Origin of the sequence: Streptomyces sp. NPDC096176 (genome assembly GCF_044763255.1) — a bacterium.
GTDB lineage: Bacteria > Actinomycetota > Actinomycetes > Streptomycetales > Streptomycetaceae > Streptomyces.
The window spans coordinates 406,506-423,033 of sequence record NZ_JBIWFV010000003.1 but is presented as its reverse complement, the minus strand read 5'-3'; the positions used below and the strand labels follow the sequence as shown (position 1 = coordinate 423,033).

The following is a 16,528-nucleotide window of genomic DNA, read 5'->3' as shown; positions in this document are numbered from 1 at the left end:
CACATCATGCACATAGCCGAGGGCTATCTCCCCCCGCTGCACGCGGCCGCCTGGGGCGCGGCGTCCGCCCCGTTCGTCGTCCACGGCGTACGGGCCCTGACCCGAGAGGTGAGGGCCAATCCCGAATCGACCCTGCTGCTCGGCGCGTCCGGGGCCTTCACGTTCGTCCTGTCGGCGCTGAAGATTCCGTCCGTCACGGGCAGTTGCTCGCATCCGACCGGTACAGGTCTGGGTGCGATTCTGTTCAGACCTCCGATCATGGCGGTGCTCGGCACCATCACCCTGCTGTTCCAGGCGCTGTTGCTGGCGCACGGCGGGCTCACCACACTCGGCGCCAACGTCTTCTCGATGGCGATCGTCGGGCCGTGGGCCGGGTACGGGATCTACCGGCTGCTGCGCCGGTTCGACGTGCCGCTGATGGTGAGCGTCTTCTTCGGCGCGTTCGTCGCCGACCTGTCCACCTACTGCGTCACCAGCGTCCAGCTGGCACTCGCTTTCCCCGACCCGGGCACCGGTTTCCTGGGCGCGCTCGCCAAGTTCGGCGGGATCTTCGCCGTCACGCAGCTGCCGCTGGCCGTGAGCGAGGGGCTGCTCACGGTGCTGGTGATGCGGCTGCTCAGCCAGTCCAGCAAGGGCGAGCTGTCGCGGCTCGGTGTCCTGGTCAAGGGTGCGAAGAAGGAGGAGGCGGTCCGATGAGCCGTAACGCGAAGATCAACACCTTGCTGCTGCTGATCGTGGCGGCACTGGCCGTACTGCCGCTGGTCCTCGGGCTCGGTGACCACAAGGAGGAGCCGTTCGCCGGCGCCGACGGAGAGGCGGAGGCGGCGATCACGGAGCTCGAGCCGGACTACGAACCGTGGTTCTCGCCCCTGTACGAACCGCCGTCCGGTGAGGTCGAATCGGCGCTGTTCTCGCTGCAGGCGGCGCTGGGCGCGGGTGTGCTGGCGTACTACTTCGGCCTGCGCAAGGGCCGTCGGCAGGGTGAGGAACGGGCCCTGGGGAAGGTGCCCGAGGCCGCCGACCGGGACGCGGACAGCACCACGACGGTTTCGTAGCCGCAGATGCTGCCGATCGACGCGGCAGCGCACAGCAGTCGCTGGCGCCGCCGTCACCCGTGCGAAAAAGCCGTCCTCGGGCTCGGTCTGACCGTGACGGCCGTCTGCCTGCCGCCCTGGCCGGGGGCCGTCCTCGTCGCCGCGGCGACCCTGGCCGTACTGCTCGGTCCGGCCGGTGTGGCGCCGCGGCAGTTGTGGCGGGCCTTCCGTATCCCGCTGGGCTTCTGTGTCACCGGCGCCGTGCCGCTGCTGTTCGCGGTGGGCGGCCCGGACGGCCTGGTCGCGCCGGCGCCCGGCGGACCGGCGGACGCGGTACGGCTGCTGCTGCGCACCTCCGCCGCCTCGCTGGGCGTGCTGCTGTTCGCCTTCACCACACCGGTGTCCGACGTGCTGCCGCGGCTGGTACGGGCGGGGGTGCCGCCGGCGGTGGTCGATGTGGCGCTGGTGATGTACCGGATCAGCTTTCTGCTGCTGGACGCCGTCACCAACATCCGCCAGGCGCAGGCCGCCCGTCTCGGCCACACGAGCAGGGCCGCGGCGTGGCGTTCGCTGGCGGGGCTGGGAGCCACCGCGTTCGTGCGGGCGTTCGACCGCGCGAGCAGGCTGCAGGCCGGGCTCGCCGGCCGCGGCTACGACGGCACGCTGCGGGTGCTGGTACCGCGGGCGACGGTGTCGCGTCCGTTCCTCGCCGGGGTCGGCGCACTGCTGGCCGGGATCGTCGCCCTCACCCTCCTGCTCGAAAGGTACGCGCTGTGAACCTCTCCCCCACGGCCCCGGCCGTCGTGGAACTCCTCGACGCGGGTTACGCCTACGAGGACGGTCCCGCCGTGCTCAGCGGCGTGGGTCTCGGCCTCGCGGAGGGCCGGTCGACCGCGCTGCTGGGACGCAACGGCAGCGGCAAGACGACCCTGCTGCGGCTCCTGAGCGGCGGACTGCGTCCCGCCACCGGCCAACTGCGGCTGAACGGTGAGCCCGTGACCTACGACCGGGCGGGACTGACCAGGCTCCGTACGACGGTGCAGCTGGTCGTGCAGGATCCGGACGACCAGCTGTTCGCGGCGTCGGTCGAGCAGGACGTGTCGTTCGGTCCGATGAATCTGGGGCTCGGCGAGGACGAGGTCCGTGCGCGGGTCGACGAGGCGCTGGCCGCGATGGACATCGTGGCGCTCCGCGACCGGCCGACGCACCTGCTCTCGTACGGGCAGCGGAAACGGGCCGCGATCGCTGGTGCGGTCGCGATGCGACCTCGGGTGCTGATCCTCGACGAGCCGACCGCCGGGCTCGATCCGCACGGACAGGAACGGCTGCTCGACGTCCTCGGCGGGCTGGGCGCGTCCGGCACGACGGTCGTCATGGCCACGCACGACGTCGATCTGGCGCTGCGCTGGGCCGATGACGCGGCCGTACTCTCGCCGGACGGCCTGCGCACCGGCCCGGTCGCAGAACTCCTGGCGGATCAGGGGCTGTTGGACGCGGCGCGGCTGCGGAGGCCATGGGGGACGGCGGTCGCGGAGGTCCTGCGGGCACACGGGCTGCTGGGCGCGTCGCAGATCGGTCCGCGTACGCCGGAGGAGCTTGCAGCGTGGGCGGAGCAGGCGTCTGTGGGCGGGGCGGGGGTCTGAGGAGGGGGCGGGCGCTGGGGGGCGCACCCGACCCGCCGGGCGGTGGGCGCCCCGGGGCTGCCCCCCAACTTGCCGGGCGCCTGCGTCGCGCCCGCCATCGGTGCGGCCCTCCCCGGCCGTGACACGCGCGCGTGACGTGCGGCATCCCCCGCCACCGGTCCGGCGCCCCCCATGACACCCAGACGGTCCGTGCGGCGTCCGGGGCCGGCCCTCGGTACCGCGCACCCCTCGCACACCCGCGCACCGCGCGGCATGCGGCCCGCCGCGTCCGGAAGCATGGCGTCGCGAGCCGCGCGCCGTCCGGGCCGACCCTCGGTCCACCACACCCCGGCTGCAACGCCCTCGCACGCACGGCGTCCGGGCGCACCGCGTGGGGGCGCATGGCCTCGCGAGCCGCGCCGCGGCCCGGGCCCCCGCCACCGGTCGGGCACCCCCGCCGTGACACCCACGCACCGCGCCCCTGGCCGCGACGCCCGCGCACCGTGCGCCGTCCGGGCCCGCACGTCACGCGCGCGTGGCGTCCTGCCATGCCGACTCGCGCAGCAGACGCAGGCCGTTGAGGCCGACCAGGACCGTGGAGCCCTCGTGACCCGCGACCCCGAGGGGCAGGGGCAGGTGCCAGGCGAGGTCCCAGACGACCAGCACGCCGATGCACACGGACGCGATCACCAGGTTCTGCGCGACCAGTCGGCGGGCGCGCCGCGAGAGTGCCACGACGGCGGGGACGGCGGCCGGTTCGTCGCGTACGACGACGGCGTCCGCGCTCTCCAGCGCCAGGTCGGAGCCTGCCCTGCCCATCGCCACCCCGGCGCTCGCCGCGGCCAGCGCCGGGGCGTCGTTGACGCCGTCGCCGACGACAAGGACCTTGTCGCCCGCCCGCTCCCACTCCCGTACCGCCGCGACCTTGTCCTCGGGCAGCAGGGCGGCCCGTACGTCACCGATGCCGACCTCGTCCGCTACGCGCGCCGCCGCCCGCGGATTGTCGCCGGTCAACAGCGCCGGTCCCTTGCCGGTCAGCCGGGCGAGAGCGGCGACGGCCTCGGGGGCCCCGGGCCGCAGCCGGTCCTCGACCGCCAGGACCGCGACGGGTTCGCCGTCCGCCACGACGACGACCGCCGTGCGGCCGCCGGCCTCGGCGGCCGTGACGGCCGGGCACTCGTCGGTGAGCAGTGCGGCGGGACTTCCCACCCGGATCTCGCGTCCGCGGACGAGCGCCGAGACGCCCCGCCCGGGCGCCGAGACGAACTCCCGCGCGTGCGGCAGTGTCAGTCCGCGTTCGCGGGCGGCCGCGACGACGGCCCGGCCGAGGGGGTGCTCGCTGTGCAGCTCCGCCGCCGCGGCGAGCGTCAGCGCCGTGTCCTCGTCGAGGCCGGCCGCGAGCAGCAGCCGCACCTCGGCGACGCGGGGCGCGCCCTCGGTCAGCGTGCCGGTCTTGTCGAGTGCGACCCGGGTGACGGAGCCCAGGCGCTCCATCGCCACGGCGGACTTGACGAGCACGCCGTGGCGGCCCGCGTTGGCGATGGCGGACAGCAGCGGCGGCATGGTGGCGAGTACGACGGCGCACGGCGAAGCGACGATCATGAACGTCATGGCGCGCAGCAGCGTGCTGGTGAAGTCTGCGCCGAAGGCAAGCGGTACGGCGACCAGCGCGACCGTGGCCGCCACGACCCCGGCGGAGTACCGCTGTTCGATCTTCTCGATGAACAGTTGCGTGGGTGCCTTGGTCGCGCTCGCCTCCTCGACCATGGCCACGATCCGCGCGATCACAGACTCGGCGGCGTCCGCCTCGACGCGGACGCGCAGAGAGCCGGTGCCGTTGAGGGTGCCCGCGAAGACGGTGTCGCCGGCGGCGCGGTCGACGGGGAGCGGCTCTCCCGTGATCGTTGCCTGGTCGACCTCACTGGCCCCTTCCACCACGGTCCCGTCCGCCGGTAGCCGTTCACCGGGCCGCACGAGGACGGTGTCGCCGACCCGCAGGTCGGCGACGGGCACCACCTGTTCAGCGCCGTCGACGAGGCGGACGGCCTGCGCGGGCGCGAGGTCGAGGAGGCCGCTGACGGAGTCGGCGGTGCGCCGGGTCGCGAGCGCCTCCAGCGCGCCGGACACGGCGAAGATGACGATGAGCAGGCCGCCGTCGAGGAACTGCCCGATCGCCGCGGCTCCGAGAGCGGCCACGACCATCAGCAGGTCCACGTCGAGGGTCTTGTCGCGCAGTGCCTGGACACCTGCCCAGCCCGGTTCCCAGCCGCCGGCCGCGTAGCACAGGGCGTAGAGGGGGCCCCAGGCCCATGCCGGAGCACCCCCGAGGTCGAGCGGCAGCGCACAGAGGAACGCGGCGGCGGAGAGCGCCGCCCACCGGACCTCGGGGAGCGCGAACAGCCGGGTCTGCCGCCGACCCGGCACTGCGGGCCGTGGGGCGACGGGTACCGCGTCGCGGACCGGCGCGGCCGGCGGGGGCATCGGGGAAGCCATCGGCACACCTCTTCGTCGGGTTCCGCGCGCAGGCTCGGAACGGAACGCCATCACCATCAGCATAGTGGAACACATGAAGAGCTCTTCATTCATACGATTCGTCGCGCGGCTACGATGTGCACCATGGGACACGGAGTCAGCGGCGGGACCACCCCGGCCGCCCACTTGGACGCGGACTCCGCAGCCACCATCGCCGCGACCCTGCAGGCGCTCGCCACGCCGTCACGCCTGATGATCCTCACGCGGCTTCGCCAGGGGCCGTGCGGAGTCACCGAATTGGCGGAGGCGGTCGACATGGAGCAGTCCGCCGTCTCCCACCAGCTGCGGCTGCTGCGGGCACTGAGCCTGGTCACCGGCACCCGGCACGGCCGCCGCATCGAGTACAGCCTCTACGACAACCACGTCGCCCAGCTTCTCGACGAGGCCGTCTACCACATCGAGCATCTGCGGCTGGGCTCCCGCGACCTGCCGGAGACCGACGACGACAGCGCCGACGGCGCGGACGGCGGGGACCACGCGGCCCGCACCGGCTGACGGCTGGGACGGGCGGCGCATCAGGCCTTCGGCGGCCCCGAGCTCGCCGATCCGTCTCTCGCCGGCCCGACCAGCAGGTAAAGCTGCACTTCCCCCGTACCGGCCGCCAGGCGCCCAGGCTGCCGGAGCCGGACGCCGACGGCGACGTGATGCGCTGGCACGCCGCGCACTCGGCGATCCCAGAAGCCGAACGGCCGGAATCCCAGCCCGCCCGACAGGCGGTCGCTGTTGTCGTACGCGCCCAAAGCCGAGCGCCGTCCGGCGTGGCCCTCGTCTGCACCATCGCCCAGCCCGCACACAACATTGATCGTCCATCAGATGAGGAGCCACCCTGTGGACGAACGGCTCCAGCCGCCGCACCGCCTGTGCCGCGCGCGGGCACGGGCGCTGCCGTGCTCGCCGTCGATGCAGTCCAGCCGGCAGTCCAGGCCCGCCACCGCGCCGGTGAACATGGCAGGCACCGCGTCGGCCGGCCCGTCCTCACCGCCCCACGACTGGGCGGTCGGCTCCCGTGCGGGCACCGGCTGCCCGGCGCCGGCGGCCAACGCGGCGAGGAGCGCGCGCAGCCGGGCTCCGCTCACGGGAGCGTCACAACCGTCGGGGCGCAGGGCCCGGGTGGTGCCGAGGACGAGGTAGCGGTAGGTCGCCACCTCATCGTCGCCGTCCGGGCCGGCGTCCGAGGCTCGTGCCGGTCCCGGCGGATGGGACGCGCGGCCCCCGCAGGCAGGCAGACTTATGGCATGTCTGCTCCCCGCCGCCTGTGCCCCGTGTGCCGCCGCGAGATCGCCGTCGTGGCCGGCCGGTTCGCCCGTCACGACCCTGCCGGGTCGAGGACGGGGGCGGAGCTGGTGTCCTGCCCCGGCTCGAGGCGGCAGGCGCCGCTCGATCCCGCGCTTCAGCCCTCTCTCGACGGCAGTTTCGATCACGACTTCCCGGGGCAGCTGCCGCTGTTCTGAGCTGCGGCGACCCGCATGTCCTGAGCTGCGGCGGCCCGCTCGACGGAAAAGACACCCGCGCCACGGTGTCCACATGCTGTCAGGACAGGACAGCACCCCCGTCACCGAGTAGATTGGTCTACACCACTGGGTGTTTTCAGAGACAGGGATCTTCGTGGAAGTTGTCATCGTTCCGGATTCCGCCGCGGGCGGCGAGCTCATCGCCGAAGCCATGGCCGACCTGCTGCGACGCAAGCCCGACGCCCTTCTCGGCGTCGCCACGGGTTCGACCCCGCTCCCCGTCTACCAGGCCCTCGCGGCCAAGGTCGGCGACAAGGAGGTGGACGCCTCCCGGGCCCGCATCTGCCAGCTCGACGAATACGTCGGCCTGCCCTCCGGGCACCCCGAGTCGTACCGCTCTGTGGTGCTGCGCGAGGTCGTCGAACCGCTCGGGCTGGACGAGGGCTGCTTCATGGGGCCCGACGGCTCGGCCGAGGACGTCGCCGCCGCCTGCGCCGCCTACGACCGCGCCCTCGCGGAAGCAGGCGGCGTCGACCTCCAACTGCTGGGCATCGGCACCGACGGTCACATCGGCTTCAACGAGCCGTGCTCCTCGCTCGCCTCCCGCACCCGCATCAAGACGCTCACCGAGCGGACCCGCGTCGACAACGCACGCTTCTTCGACGGCGACATCGAGCAGGTCCCCCACCACGTCATCACCCAGGGCATCGGCACCATCCTGGAGGCACGCCACCTGGTGCTCCTCGCCACCGGGGCGGCGAAGGCGGACGCCGTGGCGCGGGCCGTGGAGGGCCCCCTGTCGGCCATGGTCCCGGCGTCGGCCCTGCAGCTGCACCCGCACGCCACTGTGGTGGTCGACGAGGCGGCGGCGGCCGGCCTGAAGCTCGCCGACTACTTCCGCGCGACGTACGCGGCCAAGCCGAAGTGGCAGGGCGTGTAAGGCCTTTCGTCCGGACTTCGCCGGGCGGGCGGCGGCCCCTCGTGGGCCGCCACCCGCCCGCGATGGCCCGTCAGGACCGGCCGGCGTTCAGGACCGGCCGGCGTCAGGACCCGCCGGCGTCAGGACCCGCCGGCGTCAGGACCCGCCGGCGTCAGGGACCTCCGGCCTTCGCCCGTCGGCTCGTCTCGAACCTGTCCGCCCAGTACCGCGTACGGTCCAGATACGCCGTCTCCGCGGCCGCGCCGGCTTTCCCGTAAGCGCCCGAGTACGTCCGGTAGCCATGCCCCGCCGGCGGGTCGCTCGCGGCCGGCTCGATGGAGCTGCCCTCGTGCCACTCGTTGAACGAGGTCACCGACACCCAGGTGGGGTCACCGCCGATGGCCGGGTCCAGGGCGTTGGACCACTCCTTGTCGTACGTGGCGCCGTCGGCACGGCCCAGGGTGGGCGTGGTGTTGCCCGGCACGGCGCGGTCGTCGATGTAGCCGGGGGCGACCGACGGCGCCCGGATGAGGTTGTTGGCCTTGGCGTAATCCCCTGCCTGCTTCCAGCCGGGCGCGGTCGCGCCGGCGATGCCGTCGTAGGTGTAGAGACCCGAGAAGTGGGCGATCTTCGTGGTGTCCGTGGTCTGCGCCAGCACGATGCTGGACGACGTCACCTCGTCGAGCGCGGACCAGTCGCTGATGCGCAGGCTCTCGAAAACGTAGAACGCCGAGCCGTTGCCATGGGCGGCGTCCCGGTAGAACGCCGGATGGCTGCCGTAGGTCTGGTTGATGTAGCGGATGTCGTCGACCGTCGACCGGGCGGTGCGCCCCCCGTACGGCGCGAGGTGCCAGGCCACTTTGATGTCGTGGCGGTCGGCGGCGTCCATGACACGGCGGGCGAGTCCGTCCTCGTAGCCGCCGCGGCCCCACCAGCTGTAGACGATGACGCCCGCTCCGGACCTGGCGACCCACTCCATGTGCTGGTCGACGGCTCCGGCGAGGTCACCGGAGTCGTAGGCGCCCAGCTTCGGTTAGAGGTCGGCGCCGATCTCCTGGGGTGGTGTGTGTCCGCCCTGCTGCCAGTGGCGCCAGCTGCCGAGGACGGCCGGGCTGCCGTACCAGGGGTAGTAGTGAGGTGCACATTCGCGGAGAGGCCTTCCTCCGCGGCCGGTTCGGAAGCGAGGGTGAGGGTGTCGATGTCGAACAGGGCGCCGGCACCGCCGGTGAAGGTCAGGAACAACGGGCCGCTCCCGCTCGCGGTGAGCGCGGTGGACACGGTGGTGAAGGTCTCCCAGCCTCCCGTCGGCGCCACGTCCACCGACCCGAGCAATGTGCCGGTCTGCGAGCCGGAGCGCACCTCGATGGTGCCGCCCGCACCCGCCGAGGAGACCTTCGCGCTGAACGACGTCGCACCCGCGGTGGACACCGACGCGTAACCGACCCAGTCGCCGCTGTCGATGTACCCGAGGGTCTGCCCACCACTCGCGTTCGCATGACCGGCCCGCTGCACACCGGAGCCCGAGCTGTACGACTCCCCCTCGACGGGCGGCCCGGTGGCACCCGAGGTCGCCAGCGTGAAGGCGTCGATGTCGAAGAGGTTGCCCTGGCCGGTGACCCCCTTGAAGACGAGGAACAGCTTGGTCGTGCCCGCCGGGGCGCCCGACAGGCCGGTGCTGACGTCGACGAAGGTCTCCCAGCCCCCGGTGGGGGCGACCTCACTGAACCGAGCAGGGTCCCGGTCGCGGAGCCCGCCCTGACCTCGATGGTGCCGCCGGCGCCGCCGGACGAGACACGCGCGGTGAAGGTCCTGGCGTTCGCCAGGTTGTACGGCTCGAAGGAGATCCAGTCGCCGTTGTCGGTGAAGCCGACGGTCTTTCCACCCTCCGCGCCCTGGTGGTCGGCGGTCTGGACGCCGAACTGGGCGCCGAAGTGCTCGCCCTGGCGGTGGCGGGGCTGGAGTATCCGCACGCTGTGGGAGGTCAGTCCGCCCGTGTCGGTGTACTGCGCGTCGAAGACGCCGTAGAGGTTTGCGGCGCTGTCGTGTTCGCCGTCGGTGGGGATGGTGATCGACCCGCTGCAGCCGTTCTTGGAGGTGATCTCGTGTCGGTGACTGTCGTGTCCGAGGAGGTAGGCGACCTTCACCTTGGAGCAGTCGACGGTGCCCTCGTCGGGGTCGGTGACGGTGACGGTGACCGTGAACGGCACGGTGTCGCCGAAGGTGAACAGAGCCCCGTCGGCGGGCGTGGTGAGGTTGACGCTCGGGGCGGTGTTGCCGACGGTGATCACCAGGCTGGCGGTGCCGGTCAGCCCTTCGGGATCGCGGACGGTGAGTGTGGGCCGGTAGGTGCCGGGGCTCGTGTAGGTGTGGCCCGGGTCGGCGGCCGTGGATGTGGTGCCGTCGCCGAAGTCCCAGCGGTGGGTGAGCGCTCCGCCCTCGGGGTCGGAGCTGCCCGCGGAGGAGAACGCAACGGTGAGGGGTGTCGGACCTGAGGTCCTGTCGGCGGCGGCCTTTGCGACCGGGTTGCGGTTGCTGCCGCCGATGTACTCGACGCGGTAGAGCGCCTGATTGCCGCTGCCGGAACCGTAGTCGAGGGCATAGAGCGCGCCGTCGGGACCGAACTCGGTGTCCATCACCTGAGTCCCTGTCCAGGGGAAGTCCTCGATCACGCCGTACGAGCCGTCCGGTTTCACCTCGACGGACTTGATCCAGCGGCGTCCGTACTCGGCGGCGAAGAAGCGGCCGTCGAGCCGGAGGAGCGCTGGGCATCGAACTGGGCGTTGCGGGTGGTGCGTTCGTCGATGGGCGAGTAGCCGCTCGACTCGAAGGGGTTGGTGTCGTCGCCGGTGGTCAGATAGAGGTTTCCGGCGGCGTCGAAGTCGATGTCACCGCCGACGTGGCAGCACTGGCCGCGGTCGTTGGGGCCTCTCGCTTGCCATGTCGAGGGTGTTGTCCGCCTTGAGGGTGAAGCGGGACAGGTTGAGGTGCCCCTTCCACGGTTCGAAGTCGGACGGACTGCCTGAGGTGGGGGCGTCTCCCGCCGGAGTGGCCAGCCTGGGCGAGTAGTAGAGGTACACATGGCGGTTGGTGGCGAAACCCGGGGTCGGCCGCGACGCCCTGGAGCCCCTCCTCGTCATGGGTGTAGACATCGAGCCGGCCGGCGACCTTGGTGTTCCCTGCCGCGTCGGTGTGGCGGACCGTGCCGTCGCGGGCGGTGTGCAGCACGGCCCGGTCGGGCAGCACCGCCAGCGACATGGCCTCTCCCATCTCGGCGGTCCCATAGGCGAGTTGCACCTGCTGGTAGTCGCCGGGCGGGATCGCGTGCTGCGCTCCAGTGGCCGTGCCGGTGGCTACGGCGCCGCCGGACAGCACGAGCGCGCGAGAGAGAGCGATGACGCCCTGAAAAGGCGTAAGGGCATGGGGTTCCTTTCCTGACCTGCTGTGGGGGTGCGTCAGGCAAGGCGCGCGCCGTCGCGCATTGCGTGCAGAGTTCTTGCGTAGATCACGGAACTCTTGTCTCTGCTGTGCAAGTGTTTTGCATGCTCGCAACGCAAGAATAATTTGTCAAGGCTATGTCAAAATTCCGTGACGAGCCGCCAAGTGGACGGCGGGCGGCGGCGGTTGCCGGACCTCGGCCCGGCGGGCTCGAACGACGCCGGCTCAAGCGGCGCGGACTCGAACGACGAAGTCGAACATGACCGAACAAAAGCGAACAAACAGACCGTTCCTCGCCAAAGGGACTCAAGACGGCGCGCCGACGGCACCGAGGATCGGCTGGAATTGCCCCTCACGGGCCCGAATCATGTGAAGCGCTCGTGAATCCTCCTCCATGAAGGACCGCCGGCACCGCCCTGACCACGCATATCAGTGCCAACGCCATTCACATTCGATTTCCGCACCGATGACTGAATCGGTCTCTTGACCATCACTCGAGCGACGAACGAGACTCGCAGTGGCACTCATGCATCAGGAGCCACAAGCACTTGTGCTTGCAAATGGCCCTGCGAGACCGATATCGCACGGGGTGTGTGGCGGGGGAAAACAGTGATGGTCTCGCATGCGTCGACGCGTGCGCGCAATTCCTGCACCTCCTCCCCTCATCTCTTGGTGCGCGGAAGGGAATGGAGGGGGAATGCCGACGCACATGGGCTATCCCGGCGTATACATCGAGGAACTTCCCAGCAGCGTCCGTACCATCGCCTCGGTCACCACATCGGTGACCGCGTTCGTGGGGCACACCCGCCGGGGGCCGCTCAACCAGCCGGTCCGGATCACCAGCTTCGCCGACTTCGAGCGCCGCTTCGGCGGGCTCACCGCGCAGAGCGCGGTCGGCTACGCGGTGCACCAGTTCTTCGGCAACGGCGGCACGCTCGCGGTCATCGTCCGCGTGGCCAAGGCCGGCACCGGCGAGGAGGCGTGCGTCACCCTGCAGTCCACCGAGGGGCACAGCGAGTGCCCGGTGCTCGAGGTGCACGCCAAGGAGCCCGGCGTCTGGGGCTCGGGGCTGCGGGTGGCCGTCGACCACGACACCCGGACCCCCGACAAGACGTTCAACCTGCACATTCTGGATGCGCGCGGCGGCGCCCGCGAGTCGTTCACCGGGCTGTCGATGCACTCCGGTCACGGCCGCTTCGTGGAGACCGTGGTCGGCTCCGGGTCCTCGCTGGTGCGCGTCAAGGTCCTCGACGAGGGCCGGCCCGACCCGTCGGGCACCGTCTCCAAGCCGTTCGCCGCCGAGTTGCCCGACCTGAACGTCGAGCTGAAGGTCAAGATCGGCGACGTGGAGCGGGAGTTCACCCTCTTCGAACCGGACCACGACGGTGAACCGCCGACGGACGTCACGGAGCTGGCCCTCCTGCTGGAGCGCAAGCTGCGGGCGCTGCCGGACGCACCGGGCAAGCACGCGTTCGCGGGCGTGGAGGTCACCGCGTTCGGCCGCCGTCTCCAGGTCGTCGCCGGCTCCCTGGACCCGAAGGACGTGGTGCGCTTCGTCGGGGAGTGCGCGAACGACTTGGGCCTCGAGTCCTCGGTGAACCCGCCGGTCTTCCCGCTCGAGGGCGGCAAGGACGGCGACGCGCCCGGCCCGGGGGACCTCATCGGGAGCGAGGCGCGCAAGACCGGCATCCAGGCCCTGCGCGACGTCGACGACGTCAACCTGCTGGCACTGCCCGAGCTCGCCGCCTACGAGTCCTCCCAGGACATGGTCACCGTGCTCTCCGCGGCCGGGCAGCTGTGCCGGGAGCGGCGGATCTTCCTGCTGGTCGACTCGCCGTCGACCTGGGGCAGTGTGGACGCGGCGCGCGCGGGGATCGGCGCCTTCGATCCGGTCCGCAGCGACCATGCCGCGCTGTACTTCCCGCATCTGCAGCTCACCGACCCGCTGACCGGCCGGCTGCGGTCGTTCCCGCCGTCGGGCGCCGTCGCCGGGGTCATCGCCCGCACAGACGGTGAGCGGGGCGTGTGGAAGGCACCGGCCGGCACCGAGGCACGCCTCGCCGGCGTCAGGTCCCTGTCGGTGAAACTCACCGACAGGGAGAACGGCCTGTTGGGCCCGCTGGGGATCAACTGCATGCGCACGTTCCCGGTGGTGGGCCCCCTGGTGTGGGGCGCGCGCACCCTGCAGGGCGCGGACGCGCTCGACAGCGAGTGGAAGTACGTGCCGGTGCGCCGGCTAGCGCTCAATGTCGAGGAGAGTCTGTACCGGGGTCTGCAGTGGGTCGTCTTCGAACCCAACGACGAACAGCTGTGGCAGCAGATCCGGCTCAAGGCGTCGGCGTATCTCAACGACCTCTTCCGGCAGGGCGCGTTCAAGGGAGGAACGCCACGCGAGGCGTACTTCGTGAAGTGCGACAAGGACACCACCACGGACGCCGACATCGAGCGCGGAGTGGTGAATGTCGTGATCGGTATCGCGCCGGTCCGGCCCGCCGAGTTCGTGATCGTGAAGATCCAGCAGATGGCCGGTCAGTTCGATCTCTCGTAACCACAGGAATAGGAACGCGAAGGAAACCGATGGCTGAGTTCCAGGTAAACGCCCATCGCTTTGACCCCTACAAGAATTTCAAGTTCCTGGTCCTGTGGGACGGTCGAACGGTCGCGGGCATCAGCAAGATCAGTCCGCTCAAGCGCACCACGGAAGTGGTCAAGCACCGTCACGGCGGCGACCCCAGCTCCCCGCGCAAGTCGCCCGGGCGCTCCGAGTTCGAGGGTGTCACCCTCGAACGCGGAGTGACGCACGACCCCGAGTTCGACCGCTGGGCCAACAAGGTCTGGCAGGTCGGCGCGGGGCTCGGCTCCGAGGTCTCGCTGCGCGACTTCCGCAAGGACATCATCATCCAGGTCCTCAACGAGGCCGGGCAGGTGGCCGTCTCGCACAAGCTGTACCGGGCCTGGGTCAGCGAGTACCAGGTGCTCGGTGAGCTCGACGCCAACGCCAACGCGGTCGCCATTCAGAGCGTCAAGCTCGAGTGCGAGGGCTGGGAGCGGGACTACGAGGTGCCGGAACCGGTGGAGCCGTCCTACACCCACCCGGCCTGACCGCGGCACGGGCACGGAGGAACGGGGTATGACTCGCGCTGTGGGTCCGGTGGGTCCGGTGGGTCCCGTGGGTCCGGTGGGTCCGGTGGGTCCGGTGGAACTGCTGGCCACCTGGGAGGCGGGACTCGCAGGGCACGCCGGGGACCGGCCGCTGCTGCTGCACCGGGCTGCCCGGCCCGAGGCCGGTACCGACGAGCTGCTGTCGGTGCCGGTCGGCGAACGGGAAGCCGATCTGTTCGCGCTGCGCAGGGCGCTGTTCGGCGAGCGGATGCAGGTTCGGATCGAGTGCGGTGCCTGCGGCGAGGCCATGGAGTTCGACCTCGACGCCGGCGCTCTCGCCACGAGAGCAGCGCCGTCCGAGGCGCCGCTGAGGGTGGAGGTGGACGACTGGGCGGTCGAGTTCCGGCTGCCCACCGTCGCCGACCTCGCGGCGGCAGGCACGGCCGACGGGCCGGACAAGGCACGCCGGCTGCTGGTGACGCGGTGCACGGTCCGGGCGTTGCGCGACGGAACGCCGGTGGCTTCCCGGCAGTTGGCCGATCTGCTGCCCGAACGGGTGGAGCGGCGCATCGCGGAAAAAGCTGCGGAGGCCGACCCGACCGCGGACGTGACCCTGAACGTGTCGTGCCCCGATTGCGGTGACGCGACACGGGCCGAGCTGGACATCGCCTCCTACCTGTGGACCGAGCTGGACACCTGGGCCCGGGATCTGATGCTCGACGTCCATCTGCTCGCGACGGCCTACGGCTGGAGCGAGCCGGAGATCCTGGCGCTCAGTCCACTGCGGCGTCGTTACTACCTGGAGCTGTGCGCAGATGCCTGACTACTTCGACCGGCTGCTCGCCCGGTACACCCCGGTGGGCGCGCGGGACGGCGTGACGACCCGGGTGCGACCGCGCCTGCCCGGCCCGTTCGAACGGGTCGAGGCCCTGCGGCACGGGCCGCCGGAGCCGGACGAGCCCGCCGCCCTGATCCCGGCTGCCCCGGTGGCCGCGCCGGCGGCCGGGGAGAGTGTCCGGCACGATCGCGAGGTACGCACCGACCACCACACGGTGGTGCGCACGGAACACATCCGGGAGGCGGACACGCCGCAGGCGGCTCCGGCGGCTCAGGAGCGGCTGCCGCGGCCGGTGACCGCAGTGCCGCCCACGGTTCGGCCCGCGGCGGCAACAGCAGTGCCGCGTGCGGAGCGCCGCGGACAGTCGGCCGACGCCGCTGACACACCCTCACGGCCAACTGCCCCTGCTCCGAAGTTGTCTGCCGCACCGCCCACTGCCGTCGCTGCGCCGGCCGTGCCGCGCGGGTCCGACACTGCCGCCGCCCGAAGCGCCGCGCTCGGCTCGGTGGGACGCCGGGCCCCGAAGCCCGCGGAGCGGGTCGTGCATGTGCAGATCGGGCGCCTGGAGGTCACCACGGCGCCGCCGCCGGGGGCGGACCGCGGGCCCGCGGGATCGAGCCGACCTGGCCGCGCGGCCCCCGTACTGACCCTGGACGACTATCTGTCACGCGGCGGGAAGAGGGACTGACGTCATGAGCAACGCACTCGCCCTCGCGACGGTCACCCAGGCGCTCGCCATCCTCATCGAGAGCAGCCTCGGCCCGGAGATGGACATCGCGGTCAAGGTGGAGACACGCAAGCCACCGGCCGAGCCGCCGCTCGAACCGACGATCAACGTATTCCTCTACCAGGTGACACCGAACGTCTCCATGCGCCATGTCGATCTGCCGACCCGCGGCCCCGACGGCTCGCTGCGCAAGCGCCCGGCAGCGGCACTCGACCTGCACTACCTCATCAGCGCCTACGGGGAGGAGGCGGAACTCGTCGGCCAGCGGTTGATCGGGTGCGTCGTCCGGACGCTGCACGAAACGCCCGTGCTTCCACGGGAGTTGATCGAGCTGGCGGCGGAACGGCCGTATCTGGCGGGCAGCGACCTTGCGGCGTCGGCCCAGAAGGTGCGCTTCTCCCCCACGGTGATGGACGTCGACGAGACGTCGAAGCTGTGGGGGATGCTGCACCAGACCCCGTACTCGCTCTCGGTGGCCTACCAGGCGTCACTCGTGCTCGTCGAGGGCCGGGAGCGACCGGTGCCGGCGAAGCAGGTGGCCGAACGCACCGTCACGGTGCTGCCGTTCGGAGCACCAGGAGCGCCCGTGCCGCCCGGGGCCGAAGAGCCCGCCGGGGGCGGTCCGAGGGCCGAGGAGATCGCGGAGCCCTCCGGGACGGGCGAGCCCGCGGAGGCGGCCTCGCCCGTCCCGGAGGGCCGGAAGGCCGGGGCCAAACGGGCCGCCCCGACGGCGCAGCGCGGCGGGCGCACGCCGGCGGCGAAACGGGCCGGTTCACCGGCGCGTGCCCGTAAGGCGAACGCATCCGAAGAGGAAGCGCCGAAGGCGGAAGAGCCGAAGCGGGACGGAAAGAACTGAGCCGGGTGCGGA

The 16,528-nt window shown here is 71.6% G+C and carries 14 protein-coding genes and 1 pseudogene; 12 read left to right on the top strand and 3 right to left on the bottom strand.

Annotation, left to right across the window (positions count from 1 at the left end; translation table 11 throughout):
• Window positions 1-6 precede the first annotated feature (6 nt).
• From ACIQ7Q_RS10560 to ACIQ7Q_RS10545, 4 genes are read left to right on the top strand one after another with little or no spacing between them, the layout of a single operon-like run.
• Window positions 7-696, top strand: a complete 690-nt coding sequence (locus ACIQ7Q_RS10560) for an energy-coupling factor ABC transporter permease (protein WP_403859172.1) — start codon at window positions 7-9, stop codon at window positions 694-696.
• On the top strand, window positions 693-1,055 hold the full coding sequence (locus ACIQ7Q_RS10555) for an energy-coupling factor ABC transporter substrate-binding protein (RefSeq protein WP_403858704.1): 363 nt from the start codon (window positions 693-695) through the stop codon (window positions 1,053-1,055). Before ACIQ7Q_RS10560 ends, ACIQ7Q_RS10555 begins: the two co-directional genes overlap by 4 nt.
• 6 nt (window positions 1,056-1,061) lie before the next feature.
• The gene (cbiQ, locus tag ACIQ7Q_RS10550) at window positions 1,062-1,811 is read left to right on the top strand and encodes a cobalt ECF transporter T component CbiQ (protein WP_403858702.1); all 750 of its coding nucleotides are present in this window, start codon (window positions 1,062-1,064) and stop codon (window positions 1,809-1,811) included.
• Complete coding sequence (locus tag ACIQ7Q_RS10545) at window positions 1,808-2,677, top strand: energy-coupling factor ABC transporter ATP-binding protein (protein WP_403858700.1); 870 nt, start codon at window positions 1,808-1,810, stop codon at window positions 2,675-2,677. Before cbiQ ends, ACIQ7Q_RS10545 begins: the two co-directional genes overlap by 4 nt.
• A 504-nt stretch (window positions 2,678-3,181) precedes the next feature.
• Here the strand turns inward: ACIQ7Q_RS10545 and ACIQ7Q_RS10540 are convergent.
• Window positions 3,182-5,149 (bottom strand): heavy metal translocating P-type ATPase, encoded by a 1,968-nt coding sequence (locus ACIQ7Q_RS10540; protein WP_403858698.1) that lies wholly within the window; start codon window positions 5,147-5,149, stop codon window positions 3,182-3,184.
• A gap of 123 nt (window positions 5,150-5,272) precedes the next feature.
• Between ACIQ7Q_RS10540 and ACIQ7Q_RS10535 the strand changes: the two genes are divergently transcribed.
• Window positions 5,273-5,683, top strand: a complete 411-nt coding sequence (locus ACIQ7Q_RS10535; RefSeq protein ID WP_403858696.1) for an ArsR/SmtB family transcription factor — start codon at window positions 5,273-5,275, stop codon at window positions 5,681-5,683.
• 314 nt (window positions 5,684-5,997) lie between these two features.
• On the opposite strand, the gene ACIQ7Q_RS10530 is transcribed toward ACIQ7Q_RS10535, so the two are convergent.
• Window positions 5,998-6,333: a hypothetical protein gene (locus tag ACIQ7Q_RS10530; RefSeq protein WP_403858694.1), complete on the bottom strand. Its 336-nt coding sequence runs from the start codon at window positions 6,331-6,333 to the stop codon at window positions 5,998-6,000.
• A 90-nt stretch (window positions 6,334-6,423) separates the two neighbouring features.
• Between ACIQ7Q_RS10530 and ACIQ7Q_RS10525 the strand changes: the two genes are divergently transcribed.
• Together ACIQ7Q_RS10525 and nagB are read left to right on the top strand one after the other, a co-directional pair.
• Window positions 6,424-6,639, top strand: a complete 216-nt coding sequence (locus tag ACIQ7Q_RS10525; protein ID WP_403858692.1) for a hypothetical protein — start codon at window positions 6,424-6,426, stop codon at window positions 6,637-6,639.
• A gap of 154 nt (window positions 6,640-6,793) precedes the next feature.
• Window positions 6,794-7,579 carry a glucosamine-6-phosphate deaminase gene (gene nagB / locus ACIQ7Q_RS10520; RefSeq protein WP_403858690.1) on the top strand — a complete coding sequence of 262 codons (786 nt, stop codon included), beginning with the start codon at window positions 6,794-6,796 and terminating at the stop codon, window positions 7,577-7,579.
• 151 nt (window positions 7,580-7,730) lie between these two features.
• Here nagB and ACIQ7Q_RS10515 read toward each other — a convergent pair.
• A pseudogene (locus ACIQ7Q_RS10515) lies at window positions 7,731-10,807 on the bottom strand (carbohydrate-binding protein); the annotation flags it as partial.
• 883 nt (window positions 10,808-11,690) lie between these two features.
• Between ACIQ7Q_RS10515 and ACIQ7Q_RS10510 the strand changes: the two are divergent.
• The 5 genes from ACIQ7Q_RS10510 (at window position 11,691) to ACIQ7Q_RS10490 (ending at window position 16,516) form a co-directional block, all read left to right on the top strand.
• Window positions 11,691-13,541 (top strand): phage tail sheath family protein, encoded by a 1,851-nt coding sequence (locus ACIQ7Q_RS10510; RefSeq protein WP_403858688.1) that lies wholly within the window; start codon window positions 11,691-11,693, stop codon window positions 13,539-13,541.
• A gap of 29 nt (window positions 13,542-13,570) precedes the next feature.
• The gene (locus tag ACIQ7Q_RS10505; protein WP_403858686.1) at window positions 13,571-14,095 is read left to right on the top strand and encodes a phage tail protein; all 525 of its coding nucleotides are present in this window, start codon (window positions 13,571-13,573) and stop codon (window positions 14,093-14,095) included.
• A 76-nt stretch (window positions 14,096-14,171) separates the two neighbouring features.
• Window positions 14,172-14,918, top strand: coding sequence for a hypothetical protein (locus tag ACIQ7Q_RS10500; RefSeq protein ID WP_403859170.1), 747 nt, complete (start codon window positions 14,172-14,174; stop codon window positions 14,916-14,918).
• A complete protein-coding gene (locus tag ACIQ7Q_RS10495; RefSeq protein WP_403858684.1) occupies window positions 14,911-15,621 on the top strand; it encodes a hypothetical protein in 711 nt (236 codons plus the stop codon). Before ACIQ7Q_RS10500 ends, ACIQ7Q_RS10495 begins: the two co-directional genes overlap by 8 nt.
• 4 nt (window positions 15,622-15,625) lie before the next feature.
• Window positions 15,626-16,516: a Pvc16 family protein gene (locus ACIQ7Q_RS10490; protein ID WP_403858682.1), complete on the top strand. Its 891-nt coding sequence runs from the start codon at window positions 15,626-15,628 to the stop codon at window positions 16,514-16,516.
• The last annotated feature ends 12 nt before the right edge of the window (window positions 16,517-16,528 follow it).

Bases quoted from the DNA above. Each gene is read 5' to 3' on its own strand.
- ACIQ7Q_RS10560 (WP_403859172.1), top strand. From the start codon at position 7: ATGCACATAGCCGAGGGCTATCTCCCCCCGCTGCACGCGGCCGCCTGG.
- ACIQ7Q_RS10540 (WP_403858698.1), bottom strand. From the start codon at position 5,149: ATGGCTTCCCCGATGCCCCCGCCGGCCGCGCCGGTCCGCGACGCGGTA.
- ACIQ7Q_RS10505 (WP_403858686.1), top strand. From the start codon at position 13,571: ATGGCTGAGTTCCAGGTAAACGCCCATCGCTTTGACCCCTACAAGAAT.
- ACIQ7Q_RS10490 (WP_403858682.1), top strand. From the start codon at position 15,626: ATGAGCAACGCACTCGCCCTCGCGACGGTCACCCAGGCGCTCGCCATC.
- ACIQ7Q_RS10555 (WP_403858704.1), top strand. From the start codon at position 693: ATGAGCCGTAACGCGAAGATCAACACCTTGCTGCTGCTGATCGTGGCG.
- ACIQ7Q_RS10535 (WP_403858696.1), top strand. From the start codon at position 5,273: ATGGGACACGGAGTCAGCGGCGGGACCACCCCGGCCGCCCACTTGGAC.
- cbiQ (WP_403858702.1), top strand. From the start codon at position 1,062: ATGCTGCCGATCGACGCGGCAGCGCACAGCAGTCGCTGGCGCCGCCGT.
- ACIQ7Q_RS10510 (WP_403858688.1), top strand. From the start codon at position 11,691: ATGCCGACGCACATGGGCTATCCCGGCGTATACATCGAGGAACTTCCC.
- ACIQ7Q_RS10525 (WP_403858692.1), top strand. From the start codon at position 6,424: ATGTCTGCTCCCCGCCGCCTGTGCCCCGTGTGCCGCCGCGAGATCGCC.
- ACIQ7Q_RS10495 (WP_403858684.1), top strand. From the start codon at position 14,911: ATGCCTGACTACTTCGACCGGCTGCTCGCCCGGTACACCCCGGTGGGC.